A 19,856-nucleotide genomic window follows, 5' to 3' on the forward strand; every position below is an offset into this window, starting at 1 on the left:
CCTCTCTTGTCTCATGATAAAATGGCATAAGGCTGCGGTATTCCCGCAGCCTTCTTTTTATCTGGGCAGGGCGTCTTCATCCTCTGCCTGCGTCGCCAACCACTCACAAAAAGTCCGCAGCGCCGGATCGCGGGAGTGTTCTACTGGCCAGACCAGATAATAGGATCCCAGCGACCGCGTCGCCGCGCCATAGGCATGCACCAACCGACCCTGTGCCAGATCCTGCGCCACCAGATAATCCGGCAGCAATGCGACCCCCAAACCATGAATGGCGGCCTGCGTGATTGTAGAAAACTGATCGTAGAGCGTGCCTGCAATGGCTGTTTCCTCAACCCCGTAGCTGGCAAACCACTGCGCCCAGGCATCGGGACGGGTTTCGATGTGAAGAAGGGGCAGGGACAGCAGATCGCGGGGGTGTGCCACCACCTCACCCGCAAGCAAGGATGGCGCGCAGACTGGCACAACATGTTCCGGTTTCAGCAGTAGCGCCTCACAGCCCGGCAGTTCTCCGGCGCCGAAATGTAGAGCTGCATCAAAGGGTTCATCCGCAAAGCTAAATGATTTGATCCGCGTCGACATGTTGATCGTGATCTCTGGGTGCAGCTTGGCAAATTCTGCCAGTCGCGGCACCAGCCAGCGCATACCGAAGGTCGGCAAAATGGCAAGATTCAGCGATCCGCTATCGGGGTTGACCTGCACTTTGAGCGAGGATTTGGCGATGATGTTTAATGCTTCCCGCAGGCTAGCGGCATATTCACTGGCCGCTGGCGTCAACTTCATCTGTTTGCGGTCGCGAATGATCAACGTGGTGCCCAGCTGCGTTTCCAATGCTTGTAATTGACGGCTGACCGCGCTTTGTGTTTGCGATAGCTCGTCGGCGACGGCCGTTGCACTTCCCAGACGGTCCAGCGCCTCCAGCGCACGCAATGATGCAATCGAGGGTAAATAACGGCGAGCTGTGAGGTGCTGGTTACTCATGTATGACTTTTCCTCATGACATAATGCCAAACACTTGTTGTTATCTGAGAAAAACACTGTGTAACCAAGAGGAAATTGATCAAAATACTCATGAAGTGGAGTTCCAAATGACCGACCGCCCTGCATTGCGCGCCAAAGATGCCCCTGATCTTTCGGCTTTTGATTGGGCTGATCCGTTCAAACTGGACCAGCAGCTGACCGAAGATGAACGCATGATCCGCGACAGCGCGGCGGCCTATTGTCAGGAAAAACTGCAACCGCGTGTTCTGTCTGCCTTTGAGAACGAAGAGACTGATCCAGAGATCTTCCGTGAAATGGGGGCTATGGGGCTCTTGGGGTCTACAATTCCCGAGGAATACGGTGGGATCGCCGCCGGTTACGTGGCTTACGGTCTGGTGGCCCGTGAAGTAGAGCGTGTGGACAGCGGTTACCGCTCGATGATGTCCGTGCAAAGCTCTCTGGTGATGTATCCGATTTATGCCTACGGCAGCGAAGAACAGCGCAAGAAATATCTGCCCAAACTGGCATCCGGTGAATGGATCGGCTGTTTTGGCCTCACGGAGCCTGACGCCGGCTCTGATCCTGCTGGTATGAAAACCCGCGCTGTGAAAACTGACGGCGGCTATGTGCTGAACGGGTCCAAAATGTGGATCTCCAATAGTCCGATCGCGGACGTTTTTGTCGTCTGGGCGAAGTCCGAGGCGCACGGTGGCAAAATCCGCGGTTTCGTTCTGGAAAAAGGTGCCAAAGGCCTGAGCGCCCCCAAGATCGGCAATAAAATGTCGCTGCGCGCCTCGATTACTGGTGAGATCGTATTGGACAACGTTGAGGTTGGTGAAGACGCGCTGCTGCCGCATGTTGAAGGTCTGAAAGGTCCGTTCGGCTGTCTGAACCGCGCTCGCTACGGCATCAGCTGGGGCGCACTGGGGGCAGCTGAATTCTGCTGGCACGCGGCGCGCCAATACGGTCTGGATCGTCACCAGTTCAAAAAGCCGCTGGCCCAAACCCAGCTGTTCCAGAAGAAACTGGCTGACATGCAGACCGAGATTGCACTGGGCCTACAGGCCAGCCTGCAAGTGGGCCGCTTGATGGACCGCGCCGAAGCTGCGCCGGAGATGATTTCCATCGTCAAACGCAATAACTGCGGTAAGGCGCTGGAAATCGCACGCCACGCCCGTGATATGCACGGCGGCAATGGTATCAGCCTGGAGTTCGGTGTGATCCGCCACATGGTGAACCTTGAAACCGTGAACACCTACGAGGGCGCCCATGACGTCCACGCGCTGATCCTTGGGCGCGCACAAACCGGTTTGCAGGCGTTCTTCTGATCCATGCTGTGATTTGAGCTTCGAAAACGGGCGCTGCGGCGTCCGTTTTTGTGTGAGGTGTCAACGTGAAACCTGCGTTGTGATGGCGTCCGGATCCCAAACACAGGTCGCCCGTGGCACCAGATTTTCAGCGGTGGGCTGGGTCTGACGATATTCTGCACGTTTAATGTGGCCATATTGACGGCAGGCGAGACTGGATTGGAAGCCGGGTTCGCGCCAGATTTCGGTACAGCTTTGTGGCCCATCGGTGATTGGGGTACATAATATAAACACCAGGGTGTAAAGCATTGACCAATATCCCATTTTGTCGCTTGGGCGTTGATACCATCCATCAACTTACTTTGCGCAACGGCGCGGTAAAATCGCTTTATGGATTGGTCATATGCTTAAAGTATAAACAAGTGGTTAAAATTCTTCATGCACTGTGGGTGGAGGTGAATTTTATGTTCTGATAGCGACTTTTGGCATGCACAGCCCGAAAATAGCACAGATCCAGTTAGGGTATGATCTAGCAACCAAGTTCGTATAAATATCTCATAATTGGTATTATGTTAAATATACACTACCCATGTGATGGACGCAGACCGATTTGTGCAACATCGTCTCGACATTCTCTGATAGAAAGCTGTAGCATACTCTCTAGGGGCCTGCGAAATTTCGGCGCGGACTCTGGGGATGTGATTACTTGAGGTTGGTATGCAAACGAGCAAATACCTCCTGGCTCTGACCAATGCGCAATCCATTGAAGAGCTGTGGGACATGCATACGCGCAAGATGGCGAGTTATGGGTTTGATCGTTTGATCTATGGCTTTACCCATTTCCGCACATCAACATCGTTGGGCGATCCGGATGACTTTATTGTTTTGACCAATCATGATGCGTCGTTTCTGGAAGAATTTTTGGGCAAAGGTCTGTACTTCAACGGACCGATGTTTCGATGGGCGCTAGATAATGAAGGCGCTGCCAGTTGGCGGATGATGACGGATATGATTGACCAGAACGTGCTGACTGACAGTGAGCGCAAGGTCTTCGAGTTTAACAAAAAAATGCAGATTACTGCGGGCTATTCGATCAGCTTCCGCTCTATCTCTCCACGGGCTAAGGGGGCGATTGCGCTGACTGCGCGGCCGGGTTTGGATCAGGATGAAGTGGATGCGATCTGGGCCGAACATGGCGATGATATTCTGGTGATGAATAACCTCTGCCATCTGAAGATAATGACCCTGCCCTACGCGCGTCCGAACCAGACGCTGACCCGTCGGCAGCGCGAAGCGTTACAATGGGTCGGTGACGGGAAAACCACACAGGATATTGCGTTGTTGATGGGGTTGACGCCGGCGACGGTGGAAAAACACCTGCGTTTGGCGCGGGATTCCTTGAAAGTTGAGACCACGGCGCAAGCAGTTTTGAAGGCCTCGCTACAAAACCAGATGTTCGTGGTTGAGGCATGATATCGTTGCGCACCATGTCTGGCTGGTATGGAAGGTGGTTAACGTAAAGGTGCGCCTTATCCTCCTGAGAATATACGGTATTTTCATTCTATAATTGCGAGCAAATAAAGATTAACAGCCTGAGACTGAGCGCAAGGTACGGAAATCCCTACTTTCACTTAATGACGAAAAAGTGCATTCTACCAACAGTTCCGTGAGTGGTTAATTAATGGGACCAAGGGTTGGAAACGTTGGATATTAGACGTGAATGACCCGGCCAGCTTGCTGGTTGCTGCTCTGTATACTTATTGGTCGTATGCAGTTGGCGTATCGGAAGCTCCCCAGCTCATCCCCAATCGTCCTTGGGGGGCAGCCGGTTTAATAGAGGCGGCGTCGCTTTATAAGCGGCGCCGTTTTCTTTTATCGCGGTCGTTTCTTCAAGCCGTTTGGTGAAGCGGAACCTGTACCCGCCCTTCCCTGCACCCTGCCCCAAAATGAAAACGCCCCGCGCGATTGCGCAGGGCGTCTGTCGTAAAGATTCTGAAATCAGTGTTGATCTCAGGTCTGTCGGGCCAAATTAGGCACCCTTGACAGCTGCGGCCACTTCGGCTGCGAAATCTTCTTCTTTTTTCTCGATGCCTTCGCCCACTTCCAGACGCACGAAGCCGAGGATCTCAGCGCCAGCTTCTGCAGCCGCTTTTTCAACGGTCAGATCGGGGTTCACAACGAACGCCTGACCCAGCAGGGTGCTTTCGGCGATGTATTTTTTCATGCGGCCAACGATCATTTTTTCGATCACGGCGTCGGGCTTGCCCGATTCCTTGGCGATGTCGATCTGAACCTGACGCTCTTTTTCAACAGCGGCCGGATCCAGGTCTGCTTCGCCCAAGCCCAGCGGGGCTGCGGCTGCGATGTGCATTGCAACCTGCTTGCCGAACGCTTCGTCGCCACCTTTCAGGGCAACCAGAACACCGATCTGGCCCAGGCCAGCGGTGGCTGCGTTGTGCACGTAGGAGGCAACAATATCGCCTTCAACAGATGCCATGCGGCGCAGCGACATGTTTTCGCCAATGGTAGCGATTTTGTCGGTGATGGTGTCAGCAACGGTTTTGCCGCCCATGTCCGCACCAGCCAGTGCTTCAACGTCGGAAACGTTGATGGCTGCGGCTGCGATGCCTTTTACCATTTCTTGGAAATCAGCGTTTTTCGCAACGAAATCGGTTTCCGAGTTCACCTCAACGGCAACACCCTTGCCACCTTCTACCGACAGGCCAACCAGACCTTCAGCGGCGGTACGGCCGGATTTTTTGGCGGCTTTCGCCAGACCTTTGGTGCGCAGCCAGTCAACCGCTGCTTCCATATCGCCATCGGTTTCGGTCAGCGCTTTTTTCGCGTCCATCATGCCTGCGCCGGTCGAGTCGCGCAGTTCTTTCACCATCTTTGCAGTGATCGCCATGGGAGAATCTCCTTAGGTATAAAATGAAATGTCCGGGGGCGGCTTTAGCCGCGCCCCGTGTCACTGTGATGACGAAGCTTACGCTTCGGCGCCTGCTTCGGCGGCAACTTCTTCGACCATGGCCTCTTCCAGAGCGCCCAGGTCAACGCCAGCGGCGTCCATCTGTGCCGACATGCCGTCCAGAGCAGCGCGGCTCATCAGGTCGGTGTAAAGAGCGATCGCGCGGGCCGCGTCGTCGTTGCCGGGAATGATGTAGTCAACGCCTGCGGGCGAGCAGTTGGTGTCCACAACAGCCACAACCGGGATGCCCAGTTTGTTGGCTTCAGCGATGGCCAGCGACTCTTTCTTTACGTCGATGACGAACAGCAGGTCAGGAACGCCGCCCATGTCACGGATACCACCGAGCGAAGCCTGCAGCTTGCCCTGGTCGCGTTCCATGTTCAGGCGCTCTTTCTTAGTCAGGCCTTCGGCGCCCGATGCCAGCTTCTCGTCGATCTCTTTCAGACGGTTGATCGACTGGGAAACGGTCTGCCAGTTGGTCAGCGTGCCGCCCAGCCAACGGTGGTTCATGTAGTACTGCGCGCATTTTTCTGCGGCTTCAGCAATCGGGCCCGCGGCCTGACGCTTGGTGCCTACGAACAGAACGCGGCCGCCTTTGGCAACGGTGTCACGTACAACTTTCAGAGCCTGATCCAGCAGCGGAACGGTCTGGGTCAGATCCATGATGTGGATGCCATTGCGCGAGCCGTAGATGTACTCGCCCATGCGGGGGTTCCAACGCTGGGTCTGGTGACCAAAGTGAACGCCGGCTTCCAGCAGCTGGCGCAGAGTGAATTCGGGAAGAGCCATGTCTAGTTCCTTTCCGGTTTATGCCTAAGCGGGGCTTTCAAGGGCATTCGCCCAACCGGCGGACCTGTGCAGGATGTCTCCCTGCAAGGCCCAACCCCGCCTGTGAAGTGACGCGCGTATAAACCGGCTTGGCGGCATTGGCAATTCCAAATGGCCAGAAAATGACCGGAAACCGCAAATTAATCGCGCTGTTGCCGGGTGCGGCCCCTTTGGTCCGGTCTAGGCACCCTAGAAAAACCCGCTTGAGGCCATCGGAAATCTCTCTATGGTGTGACGCTTCGCCTGCTGACTGATACAACAGATCCAACAGTCAAACCAGCGGAAAGGGTGCGGGTGCTTTGCCCACGACCCTTAGCGTGAACCCCTACTGTCAAGGTGACAACAGGCATGGATCAATCAACAGAAAACAAACAGGAAATCCTGTGCATCGGCTCCGTCCTATGGGATGTTGTGGGTCGGGCAACAATTGCAATGCGCACGGGCTCTGATGTGCCTGGCCGCATCCAACGCATTCCCGGTGGGGTTGCGATGAATATTGCGATGGCATTGAGACGGTTCGGGCTGGCGCCCTCTGCTCTCACCGCCATCGGTACCGACCCCGAGGGTGAGGAATTGATGGCTGCCTGCACCCGTCTGGGTGTGGACACCACCCACGCTTATCGTTCGCCCGATCTGCCGACCGATCAATATATGGCGATCGAGGGCGCCAATGGCCTGATCGCTGCCATTGCGGATGCCCATTCGCTGGAAGCGGCGGGGGCGCGTATCCTGACGCCATTGCGCGACGGGCCGCTCGGCACCACCGAGGTCCCGTATGAGGGAACCATTGCGCTGGACGGCAATCTGACCCACGCGCTGCTGGAAGAGATCGCAACCGATCCTGCCTTTGCGCGTGCCGATTTGCGCGTCGCGCCCGCATCGCCGGGCAAAGCAGAGCGGCTGTTGCCGTTCCTGCGTCATGGTCGGGCAACGCTTTATGTGAATCTCGAAGAGGCGGGGCTGCTGTGCCAGCAGTCGTTTGATGCCTCCGACGAGGCTGCGGGCGCACTGGTTGCCCGCGGTGCCAAACGCGCCTTGGTCACCAATGGTGCGAAATCCTGCAGCGATGGCAGTGCCGAGGGCGTCATAACCGCCAGTCCGCCAGAGGTGCTGGTCACCCGCATCACCGGCGCGGGTGATACCTTTATGGCCGCTCACATGGCCGCTGAAATCAACGGTGCATCCCGTGACGTGGCCCTGACCCGTGCATTGGAAGCTGCCGCAATATACGTATCCGGAGAACTCCCCTCATGAGCAGAAAACAGGCTCTGACCCCGACCTTTTCACCTGAAGTTGCCGACGCATTGGCCACCGGTCAGCCGGTGGTGGCGCTGGAAAGCACCATCATCACCCACGGCATGCCCTACCCCCAAAACCTGCAAACCGCCCGCATGGTCGAAGAGGAAATCCGCAAAGCCGGTGCCGTCCCTGCGACAATTGCTGTGCTAAACGGTGTGCTGCATGCGGGCCTGACCGATGAGCAGCTAGAGGATCTGGCGCAAGCCAAAGACGTCGCCAAAATCAGCCGTGCTGACATGCCGGTGATCATGGCTGAGAACCGCACAGGTGCCACCACAGTTGCCGCAACAATGATCGCCGCACATCTGGCAGGCATTCATGTATTCGCCACTGGTGGCATTGGCGGCGTGCATAAGGGCGCTGAGGACAGCTTTGACATCTCCGCCGATCTGATGGAATTGGCTGCCACCCCCGTGACTGTTGTGGCAGCGGGTGCAAAGGCCATTCTGGATGTGCCCAAAACGTTGGAAGTGCTGGAAACTCAAGGGGTTCCAGTGATTACTTACGGTCAGGATAGTTTTCCTGCGTTCTGGTCGGCCACTTCACCGTTGGTTTCTCCATTGCGACTGGACGATGCGGCGGCAATCGCCAAAGCTCAAAAAATGCGCACTAAGCTGGGCCTGCCCGGCGGGCAATTGATCGCCAACCCCATTCCGGCTGAGGAAGAGATTTCGCAGGCAGAAATGAACCCGATCATCGAGCAGGCCACCGCAGAGGCCGACGCGCAGGGCATTACCGGCAAGGCGGTCACGCCCTTCCTGTTGCAGCGGATTTATGAGTTAACAGAGGGTCGCTCGTTGATCGCAAACATCGCCTTGGTGCTAAACAACGCACGTCTGGGGGCGGAAATCGCCAAAGAAATGCGTTAAACGCACATAAAATCAAAGTTTTCCCCCGTGATGCGTAATCCTTCATTGTGATAACGGGGGAAAATTCCTAACTAGTCGGAAGCATCTGAAATAATCGCGACCCGACTGTGTTATGACCACGCCTTCTGACGAAAACACTCCCCTTGTCCGCAAGCCCAGCATTTTTGCGCGGCTGCGATCGTCCTTTCTGACGGGTATTGTGGTGATTGCACCAGTGGCGCTAACGATCTGGTTTCTTTGGACGTTTGCAGGTTGGGTTGACAGTTTTGTACTGCCGTTGGTGCCTGATCAGTTCAAGCCGCAGCCCTACCTTGGTGTCAATCTGCGCGGTGTCGGGATTGTCTTCTTTTTGCTGTTCACAGTGATTGTCGGCTGGATCGCAAAGGGCCTGATGGGCCGGTCGCTGATCCGGTTCGGCGAAGGCATCGTCAATCGCATGCCGATCGTGCGGTCGATTTATTCTGGCGTCAAACAGATTGCCGAAACCGTGTTCGCCCAGTCCGAACGCAGCTTTGAGCGCGCGTGTCTGATCGAATATCCACGCAAGGGAATCTGGGCCATCGGCTTCGTCTCTACCCCCGCGAAGGGAGAGATCATGCAGCGTGCCGGTGGTGAGGATGACGATCTGCTCAGCGTCTTCGTTCCGACCACGCCAAACCCCACCTCAGGCTTTCTGCTGTATTTTCCGCGCAAAGATGTGATGGAATTGGAAATGAGCGTGGAGGATGCGGCGAAGCTGGTAATTTCCGCCGGTCTGGTCTATCCGAATGAAAAAGATCCAAGTCAAATCGCAAAGGATTGATTTATAACATCTAATCCGGAACGATATGGCTGTACATCTGCGCCAGATCGACGGTCGATTGGGTGTTTAAGTCGTCCTTATGTGCAGTAAGGAATTGCTTGGCCGCGATCTGGCCAGCCTCTTTCAGCTGCTTCAGAACAGACGGGATCGGCCAGCTTTTGGTCGCAACAGACAGGCTGTTCATCAGCTCATCATCTGCGATCATATGCACCTTCACATCCCGCATATCGTTTGACTGCAGCGTGCCCTGTGCGATCAGGCGCTGCACGAAAGCCACAGCGCGCAGTTCACTCAGCAGCGACGCATTGAAGCTTATCTCATTGATACGGTTGCTAATTTGGCGCGGGGTGATCGGCAACTCATTGCGCCGCAACGGGTTGATGTTGATGATCACCACATCCTCTGGCAGCGCACGATCAAACAGTGGCCACAGTGCAGGGTTTCCAGTGTAACCACCATCCCAATAGGCTTCCTTGGTGCCGGTCTTGGGGTCGACCATCTCCACCGCCTGGAACAGTGTCGGCAGGCAGGCCGAGGCCAAAAGCGCATCTGTCGAAATCTCTGTCCCGCGGAACACGCGTGCCTTGCCGGTGCGCACATTGGTGGCACAGACAAACAACGCCGGACCCTCGTCCGCACAGACCAAATCGTAACTCAGCTGATCCACAGTGCCGCGCAGAGGATGGCTGTAAAGCGGGCCCATTGCGTAGGGCGATGTCATGCTTTGCAGCATGTCCATTGCCATAAAGGGCCAGCTCAATTCCATCCCATGCGACACCCACCCGGGCGGCAAGGCCCCAAGCCACAGATCAAGGCCAGGCAGGTTGCTGCCCCCCAACTGGTCCCAGAACCAATCCAGCATACGGATCGCGCCGTCGCGCCCATCCTGCAGCAGTCCCGCTTTCAACGCCGCGCCATTCATCGCACCAGCAGAGGTGCCTGTGATACCCGCGATCTCTACATCTTCATCCTGAAGGATTGTGTCGAGCACACCCCACGTGAACGCGCCATGCGCACCACCGCCCTGAAGGGCCAGATTGATCCGTTTCATATCTGTGCCCTCCGCAGGCGGTCCATTAAAGCGCGGTCCAGCCACCATCGACAGACAGCGTCGTGCCAGTCATCTGCGCCGCCGCATCCGAACACAGGAACACACAGGTGCCACCCAGTTGTTCGACCGTGGCCATTTCCTTCGACGGCTGGCGTTCCAGCAGCATCTCCAGCACTTCTTCGCGGCTCTTGCCGTATTTCTCCATCGTGTCGGGGATCTGTGATTCCACCAGTGGCGTGGACACATAGCCCGGACAGATGGCGTTGCAGGTGATCGGCTCCCGCGCGGTTTCAAGGGCTGTCACCTTGGTCAGACCCACAACCCCATGTTTCGCCGCCACATAGGCCGATTTGAACGGCGAGGCGGTCAGGCCGTGGGCCGATGCGATATTGATCACCCTGCCCCAGCCAGCGGCGCGCATGCCCGGCAACGCAGCGGCTGTGGTGTGAAAGGCAGAAGACATGTTGATTGCGATAATTGCATCCCATTTTTCGACCGGGAAACTATCGATCGGCTCCACATGCTGAATGCCTGCATTGTTGACCAAGATATCGCAGGCTCCGGCCTTTTCAATCAGCGCGCGACACTCGTCAGCTTTGGACATATCGGCCTTGATATAGCGGGCTTCTACGCCGAATTCTTTTGCAATATCAGCAGCTAATGCGTGGTCTTCATCGCGATCAGTGAAGGAGTTCAGAACCACATTCGCCCCTGCCCGCGCGAGTTCGCGCACCACACCTAGACCGATGCCTGAGTTTGACCCTGTAACGACCGCAGTTTCTTTCGATAATTTCACTTTTGTCCCACCTTTTGCTCTGGCCTTTACTTTGCGCATAAAGCATACCCCATGCTCAGCACTGCGGCGAGTCAGCATAACTACGATGATTCGATCAACCGGATCGCAATGGGATTCGGAGATGAGAATCAGGAGTGAAAGCGGTGCTCAATCGCCCTGCGGTTGGTGCAAGGAGGACGTGCGCAAGGCACGCAATCCCCAGCAAAATATCGCTTATCGGTAAGGCTGCGGCCAAAAAAAAACGCCGGCACAAGGCCGGCGTAAAGTTATTGAGGCAGGTTTCATACAGGCAAGAAACCTATCGAGCAGTGCATCCTTTATAAGCAATCCCGCGCCGGGTTCCAAGCTAAAAATTGAAATGATCAAAAAGCCGCTTTAGGCTAAGCCTACAGAAAATAAGGCAGAGTAGGATTGTTGCCAGAATGCGACCAGTGATTTTCCCCCGAACAAAATGGCTGAGTGCCGTGACGGCACTTGTTTTATTGGGCTCTGCGGCTCAGGCTGAACCACAACATGGCATCGCGATGTATGGTGATCCCGCCCTGCCCGCGGATTTCACCGCGCTGCCATATGTGAATGCCAACGCTCCCAAAGGTGGCCGCTTCGTCGAAGGCAATACCGGTGGATTTGATTCACTGAACCCTTACGTACGCAAAGGAACGGTGCCGTGGCAGCTGCGCTTCTTTACATCTGAATCGCTGATGGGGCGCAGCTGGGATGAACCTTTCACCCTCTATGGGCTGCTGGCCGAAACCATTGAGGTTCCCGAAGATCGCTCTTGGGTCGAGTTTACGCTGCGCGAGGAAGCGCAGTTCAGCGATGGCACGCCGATGACGGTCGAGGACGTGATATGGTCCTATGAAACGCTGGGGACCATAGGCCATCCGCGCTACCACGGGTTCTGGAAGAAGATCGACAAGATCGAACAGACTGGTGAACGCAAGGTGCGTATCACCTTCAATGTCGAGGATCGCGAGTTGGCGTTGATCGCCGGTCTGCGCCCGATTTTGAAAAAGGCTCAGTGGCAGGATAAGGCACTGACAGAGGGCACGCTGCAGGATGTGCCTGTGACCTCTGCCCCCTATGTGGTCGATAGCTACGAGGCGGGGCGCTACGTGTCGCTGAAACGTAATCCGGACTATTGGGGCAAAGATTTGAACTTTCGCCGTGGGACCGGCAATTTTGACGAGCTGCGCATCGAATTTTTCGGCGATCAGGCGGTGCTGTTTGAGGCATTCAAAGCCGGTGAAATGAACTTCTACCGCGAAGGCAATGCCGAAAAATGGGCCAGTCAGTACGACTTCCCTGCGGTGGCCAGCGGTGACGTCGTGAAATCAGAGGTTCAGCATCAACGTCCCAGTGGCATGGTCGGCTATGTGATGAACAGCCGTCGCCCGCAGTTTGCTGACTGGCGCGTGCGTCAGGCGATGATCACTGCGTTCAATTTCCCCTATGTGAACGACACGGTGACCGGCGGTCGTCAGTCACGCATTCCTTCTTACTTCTCCAACTCTCACCTTGGTGCCCAGCCTGGCGAAGCAACTGGCAAAGTTCTGGCAGTGTTGGAACCGTTCAAGGACCAGCTGCTGCCCGGCACACTTGAGGGCATCACCCTGCCCGCAGGTGATACCAGTCCGCGCAATCGCAAAGACGTGCGCGCCGCGATGGACCTGTTTGAACAGGCCGGCTGGACTGTGCAGGATGGTGTGATGAAGGATGCAGGCGGTGCACCCTTCACCTTTGAAACCGTGATCCGTCAGGGCGACAAAGAAGCTCAGACGATTATGGAAATTTACCGCAGCTCCCTTGATCGCCTTGGCATCACGATGGAGATCGCGCAGGTTGACAACGCTCAGTTTGCCGAACGTCGCGACAGACAGGATTTCGACATGATGCCCTACGTGCGCTATCTGTCGCTAAGCCCCGGCAACGAACAGAACCTTTACTGGGGATCAGCGCAGGCGGATATCGAAGGGTCGCGCAACCTGATGGGGATAAAATCCCCCGCCATCGACGCCACCATCACCGCCATGCTGACCGCACAGTCCAGCGACGATTTCACCGCAGCCACCCGCGCGCTGGACCGTCAGTTGATGGCTGGACGCTATGTGATCCCGCTCTGGGCTGGTGGTCCAGCGCGTTTGGCGCATCGCAAGAACTTGCACTTCCCGCAAAACACCCCAATTTACGGGGATCGCATCGGCTGGACTCCCGACGTCTGGTGGCATGAGGAGTAAGTGAGATGAAAAAACTGTTCGTTATCGCAACCCTGACTCTACTCGCAAGCTGCGCCACAATTGATGGCATAGGACAGGACATTTCCGGTGGGTCGCGCCGGGTGCAAAGCTGGCTGTAAGTCACTGAGATAAAAGAAAGCCGCGCCAGTTGGGGCGCGGCTTTCACATTTTTACGCTCCCGCCGGGAGTGTTTGAGACGTCTTGAGGGCGCCTTCGAAGCCCCCTACACCAAAGAAGTGACCCAAAGGATCGTCGCATCCTCAGGGCTGAGCGAAATCACGTTGTGCCCCATCGTGGCGTCATAATAGGCGCTGTCGCCGCGCTTCATCTCTACCGGCTCATAAAATTCTGTGTAAAGCCGCACCACGCCGGTCAGCACATACAGGAACTCTTCGCCGTCGTGGCGGACCCAGCCGTCAAACTCATCCATCGACCGTGCGCGCACGCGGGCGCGGTAGGGCAGCATCTGCTTCTTGGTCAGGCTGCCGCCCAGCATTTCGTGTTCATAGGTGGTGGTGGCTTGACCGCTGCCCTCGTCAAAGCGGGTGATCGCCATGCGCCCGTTTACCTTTTCACGCTGTGGCGGGGTGAACAGCTGCGGCACCGAAATTTCTAGGCCAGAGGCCAGCTTTTTGAGCGCCTCATAGGTCGGGGACATCAGGCCGTTTTCGATTTTGGACAGAGTGGATCGTGCCAGACCGGCCTGAGTTGCGGCCTGTTCCAGTGTCAGGCCGCGGGATTTGCGCAATTCGCGCACACGGCTCGGCAGATCCAGTGGTTCGGGACTGTCCTGCGTGCCATTTTCACGGGCAATACGAACGATGGAGCCTTGCGGTTTCTGATCAGTCATGGCGCATCTCTTACGCCGCAACGCCGCTTCTTGCAACACGTGCAGCCACCGCGTATCCAAAGGATATGAAAGCAATCTTTGACATGGGTGGTTTTACACCCTGCCCTGCGCCCTTCAATCTGGCCGCGCATGTCCTGACGAAGGCCGATGAAAACGCAGATAAAACCGCGCTAAGTGTGATTTCAACCACTGGCGCTGACAGCTGGTCTTATCGGCGGTTGAAACAGGCGGTTTTGGGCGTCGGAACTGGCCTGTTGCGGCGCGGCCACCAGCCCGGTGACATCCTGCTGATGCGGCTGGGCAATACGGTGGATTTTCCGATCGCCTATCTGGGCGCGATTGCTGTCGGGCTGGTGCCAGTCCCGACATCCGCCATGCTGACCACGCCCGAGGTGGCCAGGATGATTGCACAGCTGCGCCCGCGGGCGGTGCTGCGTGATCCGGCAGTCGCCTGTCCTGAATTGACGGATCTGGGGTGTGATGAGGTCTGCACCCGCGATCTGGATATGATGCATACCTTGCCTGCGGCGCGGTTTCACATGGGCGATCCGAACCGGTTGGCCTATCTGATCTATACCTCTGGTACATCAGGGCAGCCGCGCGCAGTGATGCATGCGCACCGCGCTATCTGGGCGCGGCAGATGATGCATCAGGGATGGTATGGATTGCGCGCTGACGACCGTTTGCTACATGCGGGTGCGTTCAACTGGACCTTTACGCTGGGCACCGGATTGATGGATCCATGGACCGCTGGCGCCACTGCACTGATTCCTGCAGCAGATGTATCGATATCGGCTTTACCCGGTCTTCTGGCACAGCATGAAGCAACGCTTTTTGCAGCGGCTCCAGGGGTTTATCGCAAAATTCTTCAGGACCACACCACGCTTGATCTGCCGTCATTGCGTCACGGACTGGCCGCCGGTGAAAAACTATCCGCAGCGATCCGCCAGCATTGGGCGCAGGCCACAGGCGGCAAGCCAATCTTTGAGGCTTATGGCATGTCGGAATGTTCCACACCGATTTCGGCCTGCCCCGACTATCCTGCCACCGAGGGGGCGCTGGGTCGACCTCAAACCGGCCGCATCCTGTCTCTTAGGAATGAGGATGGACCTGTAAAGATAGGTGAAGATGGAGTTATTTCCATTCATAAATCCGATCCCGGCCTGATGCTGGGCTACTTCGAAGCCCCGGACGCCACCGCGCGCCGCTTTGACGGAGATTGGTTTTTGACCGGCGACCATGGCGTTATGGATGTGTCGGGTCAGATCCACTACACAGGCCGCGCCGACGATATGATGAATGCTGGCGGTTATCGCGTCTCCCCACTGGAGGTAGAGGCGGCGCTGCATGGGGTGCCCGGTGTCAATGCGCTGGCAGTGACCGATGTCGAGGTAAAGGCGGACGCGTGCCTTATAGTTGGCTTTTACACTGCCAATGAACCCCTTGATCCCGAAACACTTTCCGGATTTGCACAAACGCGCTTGGCGCGCTATAAACAGCCCCGTGTTTGGGTGCATGTTGATGCTATGCCAACCAATCCGAACGGCAAATTATCACGCCAGAAGTTGAAAGAACTTTACCATCGCAACATCTGAATAAGCGCAGGCGCAGACCCTTTGTGCGGGGATTGTGGTTTTCTTGGGCGTGATTTAGCGGTATCAGCCAGTTTCGACCAAAAGGAGCAGCAGGATGAGCGCAGTTGAAAACATGGAGCAGGCGGTAAAGCTGGACATTTTGTCCGATCCCATCTGTCCATGGTGCTATATCGGCAAGACCTATCTGGATCGCGCGCTGCAACAGCGCCCCGGCCATCCCTTTGTGATCGAATGGCACCCTTTCCAGCTGAACCCCGATATGCCCGCCGCAGGCATGGATCGCCGCGCCTATCTGGAAGGCAAGTTCGGCGGTCAGAAAGGTGCCGTACAGGCCTATATGCCGGTGCATCAGCACGCCGAAAATGCAGGGATCGAAATCAACCTTGAAGGTATCAAAACCACGCCCAACACTCTCAACGCTCATCGGCTCATCCACTGGGCGGGCCTAGAGGGCAAGCAGACCCCGATCGTTTCTGCCTTGTTTCAAGCCTACTTTGTTGATGGCCGCGACATTGGCGATATTGAGGTGCTGGCGGATGTGGCCGACGCCGAAGGCATGGACGCCGCCGTGGTGCGCCGCCTATTGCAGGGGGCCTCTGATGATGCTGAGATCCAAGAGCGTGACAAAGCCGCGCGTCAGATGGGCGTCACCTCTGTCCCGACCTTTATCATCGCCAGCCAACACGCTGTGCCCGGCGCTCAGGCCACCGATCTGTGGCTGAAAGTGATTGATGAAATCATCGAAAACCATCAACAGGCCCAAGCTGACGCCTGACGTCAGTTCGGGTTCTGGCCTCATCGACGTCATTTGCTGCACGGCGTGCGTACCGTAATAGTGCGGATGGTGTATTACGATGCGCTGCGCTACCTTAAATGCGCATTCCCGCTCCGCCTGATGTCTGTGCGCATTCTCGCATCCTGTCAGGCGCGGCGCTGATTTTGAAAGCGAACTCATGTCGAACCCCAACCGCCTGTCCCGTGCGGAGTTTATTGCGCTCTTGGCAATGCTTTTTGCCACGGTGGCGTTTTCAATCGATTCTATGTTGCCCGCCTTGCCGGAGATTGGTCGTGCGCTGAGCCCGCAAGACGTCAATCAGGCGCAATTGGTGCTGACCTCTTTTGTGTTCGGCATGGGTGTGGGCACGTTTTTCACCGGTCCTCTATCCGATAGCTTCGGCCGAAAGAGAGTGATTTTTTGGGGGGCTGTCCTCTATATCATAGCCTCTGCGGTGGCGATTTTTACGCAAGGGCTGGAATTGCTGTTGGTCGCCCGTGTGGTTCAGGGGGTCGGCGCGGCGGCACCACGGGTTGTCGGGTTGGCGATTGTGCGTGACCTTTATTCGGGACGCGATATGGCGCGGATCATGAGCTTTGTGATGATGATCTTTACCATTGTGCCGGCCGTCGCCCCGCTGCTGGGGGCAGGTGTGATTGCGTTGGTCGGATGGCGCGGGATCTTTGGCTCGTTCATTCTGTTTTCAACCCTTGCTACCGGCTGGTTGATGATACGCCAGCCGGAGTCGCTGCCGGTAGACAATCGTCGTCCTTTCCGTCTTGGCCGGATCACTGCTGCAGTGCGCGAGATGATGGGGCATCGCACAGTGCGCTTGGCGATCATGGTGCAAACGCTTTGTTTTTCCACGCTGTTCATGGCGATCAGCCTGATCCACCCGATTTTCGAGGTGGTCTTTCACCGCGCTGACAGTTTTCCCTTGTGGTTTGCGCTGGTTGCGCTGGCCTCTGGCTCTGCCAGCCTGCTCAACGCCTCGCTGGTGATGCGGTTGGGCATGCGGCGGATGGTAAGCGCGGCGATTGCGGGGCAGTTGGTCCTGTCGCTTGCGATGTCGCTGATCTGGATGGGGTCCGGCGCGGCGGCTGCGACGCCGTGGATGTTCTATGTCTTTGTGATCTGGATCACCTCCGTGTTTTTCAATGCCGGTCTGACCATGGGCAATCTGACAACGATCATGCTGGAGCCGTTGGGCCATATCGCCGGCACCGCTGCCTCTGTTTCGGGCGGGCTGGCAACGGTGGTTTCTGCGGCCATCGCGGCCCCTGTGGGGTTGACGTTCAACGGCACGCCCCTGCCCCTGACACTGGGCGTCATGACGGCCATGGCAGTGGCACTCATCGGGATGTTGGCGATGCCGCGCTATGACGCAGAGGCAGAAGCGGCGACACCTTGAGGTGTTACCGTAATCTCCCGGCGCTGGATTTTCCTCACGCCGCAGGCTAGAGCGTCAGATATGGCTGATTTTCCGAACCAAAACCCACAGAAACATGGCGTCCTTGCGGACGTTCAGGGCTTCTTGTTTGGCACCACGATGGCGTCGTTTGCGATGGTCCTGCTGACTCATCTGGGCCTTGTGACGGGGCAGACCGCTGGTTTGGCGGTGTTGCTGTCTTATTTGACGGGATATGGGTTTGGCCCGATATTTTTTGTGGTGAACCTGCCGTTTTATTGGCTCGCACTCAAACGGATGGGCTGGATATTTACCGCCAAGACCTTTGCCGCAATTGCGGTGATGTCAGTGACGACTGAACTGCTGCCGAGCTACATCAGCTTTGATACGGTGAACCCAGTTGTCGGCGCAGTGCTGGTTGGCATGCTGTCAGGCATGGCGCTGCTTGCACTGTTTCGGCATGGCGCGTCGTTGGGTGGCGTGGGGATCTTGGCGCTTTACCTGCAGGACAAAACCGGATTTCGCGCGGGTTACACGCAGCTTCTGTTTGATGTTGGCGTCTTTGCCGCAGCCTTCTTTGTGATTGACGTGCCGTTGGTTCTCTACTCGCTTCTTGGGGCGGTGGTGCTGAACCTCAATATTGCGGTGAACCACCGCAAAGACTGGTATATCGCCAGCTAACGCTTGAGACATGTGATGCCCAAAATCTACCTGATCCTCCTCCTTGCTGTGCTGGCAGAAACCATCGGGACCTCCGCCCTACAGGCCAGTCAGCAGTTCACGCGACTGGTGCCATCGGTTCTGGTGGTGCTGGGGTATGGCGTCAGTTTCTGGCTACTGTCCCTGACGCTGAAGACGCTGCCTGTTGGGATCGTCTATGCGCTGTGGAGCGGCTTGGGTATCGTGCTGATCGCCATCATCGGCTATCTGGTTTTTGGCCAGAAACTCGATTGGCCCGCCGTATTTGGGATTGCGATGATCCTGTGCGGCATCGTGGTGATTAACCTGTTTTCCAAAGCGTCCGGGCATTAAGCCGACCAACCGGCCGTCACCAACCATTCTCAAATCACAGCTGCTGCCTCTCCTTATCAGACAGTCAACAGCAGGCGCGCCGAGCTGAGGGCCAGGCGCGCCCTTTCAGCCTTACCCCAAAGCGCGCAGACGTTTGATCAGGCTCGATGTGTCCCAACGACCGCCGCCCAGTGCCTGCACATCCTTGTAATACTGATCCACCTGTGCGGTGACAGGCAGTGAGGCGCCAATCTCGTCCGCAGTGTCCAGACAGATGCCCAGATCCTTGCGCATCCAATCAACGGCAAAACCGTGCTCAAATTCATCATCCGCCATGGTGCCGACTCGGTTCACCATCTGCCAGCTGCCAGCGGCGCCGCCGCCGATCACCTCAACCACCGCGCGGGGATCAAGGCCTGCTTTTTCAGCAAAGTTCAGGCCTTCAGAGAGCGCTTGAACCAGACCAGCGATACAAATCTGATTGACCATCTTGGTTTTCTGTCCTGCACCGCTATCACCCAGACGGTTGCACAGTTTAGCATAAGAACCGATTATCGGCTCTGCACGTTCATAATCCGTCTGATCGCCACCACACATCACGACCAACTGGCCGTTTTCCGCCCCTGCCTGACCGCCAGACACCGGCGCATCGACAAAGGCCACGCCCTGCCCTTTGGCCATCGCAAACAGCTCTGCCGTGACCTTGGCCGAAACAGTGGTGTGATCCACAAAAACACTGCCCGCAGCCATACCAGCAAAAGCGCCATCATCCCCAACACAGACAGAGCGCAGATCGTCATCATTGCCGACGCAGGCCATGACAAATTCCGCGCCCTCCGCCGCCTCGCGCGGGGTCAGCGCCATTGCGCCGCCGTGTTCAGCGACCCAAGCGTCAGCTTTGGCAGCGGTACGGTTGTAAACGGTGACCTCATGGCCCGCTTTCACCAGATGCCCCGCCATCGGGTAGCCCATCACGCCCAGTCCCAAAAACGCCACTTTTGCCATCTCACACCTCGTTCTTGCTGCGGTTCATGTTTGTCTTTCCTCTGGTTTGTGGCTAGCTAGCGGTGAAAAGGCAAGTG

General features: G+C 56.7%; 19 protein-coding genes. 12 read left to right on the forward strand and 7 right to left on the reverse strand.

Annotation, left to right across the window (positions count from 1 at the left end):
• Positions 1–57: 57 nt before the first annotated feature.
• Positions 58–978: a LysR family transcriptional regulator gene (locus MHM86_RS01830; protein ID WP_239195149.1), complete on the reverse strand. Its 921-nt coding sequence runs from the start codon at positions 976–978 to the stop codon at positions 58–60.
• A gap of 107 nt (positions 979–1,085) precedes the next feature.
• On the opposite strand from MHM86_RS01830, the gene MHM86_RS01835 reads away from it, so the two are divergent.
• Both MHM86_RS01835 and MHM86_RS01840 read left to right on the forward strand, forming a co-directional pair.
• The gene (locus tag MHM86_RS01835) at positions 1,086–2,306 is read left to right on the forward strand and encodes an acyl-CoA dehydrogenase (protein ID WP_239195150.1); all 1,221 of its coding nucleotides are present in this window, start codon (positions 1,086–1,088) and stop codon (positions 2,304–2,306) included.
• Between the two features lie 696 nt (positions 2,307–3,002).
• Entirely contained in the window at positions 3,003–3,758 is a 756-nt protein-coding gene (locus MHM86_RS01840) for an autoinducer binding domain-containing protein (RefSeq protein ID WP_239195151.1), read from the forward strand.
• A 556-nt stretch (positions 3,759–4,314) separates the two neighbouring features.
• Here the strand turns inward: MHM86_RS01840 and tsf are convergent.
• Together tsf and rpsB are read right to left on the reverse strand one after the other, a co-directional pair.
• A complete protein-coding gene (gene tsf / locus MHM86_RS01845) occupies positions 4,315–5,193 on the reverse strand; it encodes a translation elongation factor Ts (RefSeq protein ID WP_239195152.1) in 879 nt (292 codons plus the stop codon).
• Between the two features lie 78 nt (positions 5,194–5,271).
• Complete coding sequence (rpsB, locus tag MHM86_RS01850; RefSeq protein WP_239195153.1) at positions 5,272–6,042, reverse strand: 30S ribosomal protein S2; 771 nt, start codon at positions 6,040–6,042, stop codon at positions 5,272–5,274.
• A 387-nt stretch (positions 6,043–6,429) separates the two neighbouring features.
• Here rpsB and MHM86_RS01855 point away from each other — a divergent pair, with 387 nt between their 5' ends.
• The 3 genes from MHM86_RS01855 to MHM86_RS01865 all read left to right on the forward strand — a co-directional run bounded on the left by MHM86_RS01855 (position 6,430) and on the right by MHM86_RS01865 (position 9,051).
• Positions 6,430–7,335, forward strand: coding sequence for a PfkB family carbohydrate kinase (locus MHM86_RS01855; protein WP_239195154.1), 906 nt, complete (start codon positions 6,430–6,432; stop codon positions 7,333–7,335).
• Entirely contained in the window at positions 7,332–8,249 is a 918-nt protein-coding gene (locus MHM86_RS01860) for a pseudouridine-5'-phosphate glycosidase (RefSeq protein ID WP_239195156.1), read from the forward strand. Before MHM86_RS01855 ends, MHM86_RS01860 begins: the two co-directional genes overlap by 4 nt.
• Before the next feature lie 112 nt (positions 8,250–8,361).
• Positions 8,362–9,051 (forward strand): DUF502 domain-containing protein, encoded by a 690-nt coding sequence (locus MHM86_RS01865; RefSeq protein ID WP_239195158.1) that lies wholly within the window; start codon positions 8,362–8,364, stop codon positions 9,049–9,051.
• A 10-nt stretch (positions 9,052–9,061) separates the two neighbouring features.
• On the opposite strand, the gene MHM86_RS01870 is transcribed toward MHM86_RS01865, so the two are convergent.
• Positions 9,062–10,102, reverse strand: a complete 1,041-nt coding sequence (locus MHM86_RS01870) for a patatin-like phospholipase family protein (RefSeq protein ID WP_239195160.1) — start codon at positions 10,100–10,102, stop codon at positions 9,062–9,064.
• A 25-nt stretch (positions 10,103–10,127) separates the two neighbouring features.
• The gene (locus tag MHM86_RS01875) at positions 10,128–10,898 is read right to left on the reverse strand and encodes a 3-hydroxybutyrate dehydrogenase (RefSeq protein ID WP_239195162.1); all 771 of its coding nucleotides are present in this window, start codon (positions 10,896–10,898) and stop codon (positions 10,128–10,130) included.
• A 422-nt stretch (positions 10,899–11,320) separates the two neighbouring features.
• On the opposite strand from MHM86_RS01875, the gene MHM86_RS01880 reads away from it, so the two are divergent.
• A complete protein-coding gene (locus MHM86_RS01880) occupies positions 11,321–13,135 on the forward strand; it encodes an extracellular solute-binding protein (RefSeq protein ID WP_239195163.1) in 1,815 nt (604 codons plus the stop codon).
• A 5-nt stretch (positions 13,136–13,140) separates the two neighbouring features.
• Entirely contained in the window at positions 13,141–13,254 is a 114-nt protein-coding gene (locus MHM86_RS01885; RefSeq protein ID WP_239195164.1) for an entericidin EcnA/B family protein, read from the forward strand.
• 104 nt (positions 13,255–13,358) lie between these two features.
• Here MHM86_RS01885 and MHM86_RS01890 read toward each other — a convergent pair whose 3' ends face one another.
• On the reverse strand, positions 13,359–13,985 hold the full coding sequence (locus MHM86_RS01890; RefSeq protein WP_239195165.1) for a helix-turn-helix domain-containing protein: 627 nt from the start codon (positions 13,983–13,985) through the stop codon (positions 13,359–13,361).
• A 65-nt stretch (positions 13,986–14,050) separates the two neighbouring features.
• On the opposite strand from MHM86_RS01890, the gene MHM86_RS01895 reads away from it, so the two are divergent.
• The 5 genes from MHM86_RS01895 (at position 14,051) to MHM86_RS01915 (ending at position 18,795) form a co-directional block, all read left to right on the forward strand.
• Positions 14,051–15,580 (forward strand): class I adenylate-forming enzyme family protein, encoded by a 1,530-nt coding sequence (locus MHM86_RS01895; protein ID WP_239195166.1) that lies wholly within the window; start codon positions 14,051–14,053, stop codon positions 15,578–15,580.
• Between the two features lie 112 nt (positions 15,581–15,692).
• Positions 15,693–16,355, forward strand: coding sequence for a DsbA family oxidoreductase (locus MHM86_RS01900; RefSeq protein WP_239196874.1), 663 nt, complete (start codon positions 15,693–15,695; stop codon positions 16,353–16,355).
• A 178-nt stretch (positions 16,356–16,533) separates the two neighbouring features.
• A complete protein-coding gene (locus MHM86_RS01905; protein WP_239195167.1) occupies positions 16,534–17,766 on the forward strand; it encodes a multidrug effflux MFS transporter in 1,233 nt (410 codons plus the stop codon).
• A 60-nt stretch (positions 17,767–17,826) separates the two neighbouring features.
• Positions 17,827–18,444 carry a YitT family protein gene (locus MHM86_RS01910; RefSeq protein WP_239195168.1) on the forward strand — a complete coding sequence of 206 codons (618 nt, stop codon included), beginning with the start codon at positions 17,827–17,829 and terminating at the stop codon, positions 18,442–18,444.
• A gap of 15 nt (positions 18,445–18,459) precedes the next feature.
• Positions 18,460–18,795 (forward strand): multidrug efflux SMR transporter, encoded by a 336-nt coding sequence (locus MHM86_RS01915; RefSeq protein WP_239195169.1) that lies wholly within the window; start codon positions 18,460–18,462, stop codon positions 18,793–18,795.
• A gap of 111 nt (positions 18,796–18,906) precedes the next feature.
• On the opposite strand, the gene MHM86_RS01920 is transcribed toward MHM86_RS01915, so the two are convergent.
• Complete coding sequence (locus tag MHM86_RS01920; protein ID WP_239195170.1) at positions 18,907–19,779, reverse strand: NAD(P)-dependent oxidoreductase; 873 nt, start codon at positions 19,777–19,779, stop codon at positions 18,907–18,909.
• Positions 19,780–19,856: the final 77 nt, after the last annotated feature.

The sequence above is a fragment of the Thalassobius sp. Cn5-15 genome, from assembly GCF_022347685.1.
In the GTDB taxonomy this organism is placed as follows: domain Bacteria; phylum Pseudomonadota; class Alphaproteobacteria; order Rhodobacterales; family Rhodobacteraceae; genus Thalassobius.

Excerpts from the sequence above, each read along its gene's own strand:
- MHM86_RS01835 (WP_239195150.1), top strand. The coding sequence starts at position 1,086 with ATGACCGACCGCCCTGCATTGCGCGCCAAAGATGCCCCTGATCTTTCG.
- MHM86_RS01895 (WP_239195166.1), top strand. The coding sequence starts at position 14,051 with ATGAAAGCAATCTTTGACATGGGTGGTTTTACACCCTGCCCTGCGCCC.
- MHM86_RS01910 (WP_239195168.1), top strand. The coding sequence starts at position 17,827 with ATGGCTGATTTTCCGAACCAAAACCCACAGAAACATGGCGTCCTTGCG.
- MHM86_RS01920 (WP_239195170.1), bottom strand. The coding sequence starts at position 19,779 with ATGGCAAAAGTGGCGTTTTTGGGACTGGGCGTGATGGGCTACCCGATG.
- MHM86_RS01915 (WP_239195169.1), top strand. The coding sequence starts at position 18,460 with ATGCCCAAAATCTACCTGATCCTCCTCCTTGCTGTGCTGGCAGAAACC.
- MHM86_RS01830 (WP_239195149.1), bottom strand. The coding sequence starts at position 978 with ATGAGTAACCAGCACCTCACAGCTCGCCGTTATTTACCCTCGATTGCA.
- MHM86_RS01905 (WP_239195167.1), top strand. The coding sequence starts at position 16,534 with ATGTCGAACCCCAACCGCCTGTCCCGTGCGGAGTTTATTGCGCTCTTG.
- MHM86_RS01840 (WP_239195151.1), top strand. The coding sequence starts at position 3,003 with ATGCAAACGAGCAAATACCTCCTGGCTCTGACCAATGCGCAATCCATT.
- MHM86_RS01880 (WP_239195163.1), top strand. The coding sequence starts at position 11,321 with ATGCGACCAGTGATTTTCCCCCGAACAAAATGGCTGAGTGCCGTGACG.
- MHM86_RS01885 (WP_239195164.1), top strand. The coding sequence starts at position 13,141 with ATGAAAAAACTGTTCGTTATCGCAACCCTGACTCTACTCGCAAGCTGC.
- MHM86_RS01870 (WP_239195160.1), bottom strand. The coding sequence starts at position 10,102 with ATGAAACGGATCAATCTGGCCCTTCAGGGCGGTGGTGCGCATGGCGCG.
- MHM86_RS01855 (WP_239195154.1), top strand. The coding sequence starts at position 6,430 with ATGGATCAATCAACAGAAAACAAACAGGAAATCCTGTGCATCGGCTCC.
- MHM86_RS01860 (WP_239195156.1), top strand. The coding sequence starts at position 7,332 with ATGAGCAGAAAACAGGCTCTGACCCCGACCTTTTCACCTGAAGTTGCC.
- rpsB (WP_239195153.1), bottom strand. The coding sequence starts at position 6,042 with ATGGCTCTTCCCGAATTCACTCTGCGCCAGCTGCTGGAAGCCGGCGTT.
- MHM86_RS01865 (WP_239195158.1), top strand. The coding sequence starts at position 8,362 with ATGACCACGCCTTCTGACGAAAACACTCCCCTTGTCCGCAAGCCCAGC.
- MHM86_RS01890 (WP_239195165.1), bottom strand. The coding sequence starts at position 13,985 with ATGACTGATCAGAAACCGCAAGGCTCCATCGTTCGTATTGCCCGTGAA.
- MHM86_RS01900 (WP_239196874.1), top strand. The coding sequence starts at position 15,693 with ATGGAGCAGGCGGTAAAGCTGGACATTTTGTCCGATCCCATCTGTCCA.
- tsf (WP_239195152.1), bottom strand. The coding sequence starts at position 5,193 with ATGGCGATCACTGCAAAGATGGTGAAAGAACTGCGCGACTCGACCGGC.